General features: G+C 53.2%; 1 rRNA gene. It reads right to left on the reverse strand.

The window, feature by feature from the left end:
* Nucleotides 1–992, reverse strand: a 16S ribosomal RNA gene (locus tag AC1RTP_RS28500); the annotation flags it as partial.
* Nucleotides 993–1,007 lie beyond the last annotated feature (15 nt).

Consider the following 1,007-nt stretch of genomic DNA (forward strand, 5'->3'; position numbering starts at 1 on the left):
CCATGTCAAGGGTAGGTAAGGTTTTTCGCGTTGCATCGAATTAATCCACATCATCCACCGCTTGTGCGGGTCCCCGTCAATTCCTTTGAGTTTTAATCTTGCGACCGTACTCCCCAGGCGGTCTACTTCACGCGTTAGCTGCGTTACTAAGTCAATTAAGACCCAACAACTAGTAGACATCGTTTAGGGCGTGGACTACCAGGGTATCTAATCCTGTTTGCTCCCCACGCTTTCGTGCATGAGCGTCAGTTTTGACCCAGGGGGCTGCCTTCGCCATCGGTGTTCCTCCACATCTCTACGCATTTCACTGCTACACGTGGAATTCTACCCCCCTCTGCCAAACTCTAGCCTCGCAGTCTCCATCGCCATTCCCAGGTTAAGCCCGGGGATTTCACGACAGACTTACGAAACCGCCTGCGCACGCTTTACGCCCAGTAATTCCGATTAACGCTTGCACCCTACGTATTACCGCGGCTGCTGGCACGTAGTTAGCCGGTGCTTATTCTTCAGGTACCGTCAGCAGCTGTGGATATTAGCCACAGCCTTTTCTTCCCTGACAAAAGAGCTTTACAACCCGAAGGCCTTCTTCACTCACGCGGCATTGCTGGATCAGGGTTGCCCCCATTGTCCAAAATTCCCCACTGCTGCCTCCCGTAGGAGTCTGGACCGTGTCTCAGTTCCAGTGTGGCTGGTCGTCCTCTCAGACCAGCTACTGATCGTTGCCTTGGTGGGCCTTTACCCCACCAACTAGCTAATCAGATATCGGCCGCTCCAGGAGCACAAGGTCTTGCGATCCCCTGCTTTCATCCTTAGATCGTATGCGGTATTAGCGTAACTTTCGCTACGTTATCCCCCACTCTTGGGTACGTTCCGATATATTACTCACCCGTTCGCCACTCGCCGCCAGGCCGAAGCCCGCGCTGCCGTTCGACTTGCATGTGTAAAGCATGCCGCCAGCGTTCAATCTGAGCCAGGATCAAACTCTTCAGTTCAATCTCTGTTTTTCG

It is taken from the genome of Pseudoduganella sp. GW821-FHT11H04, from assembly GCF_058807935.1.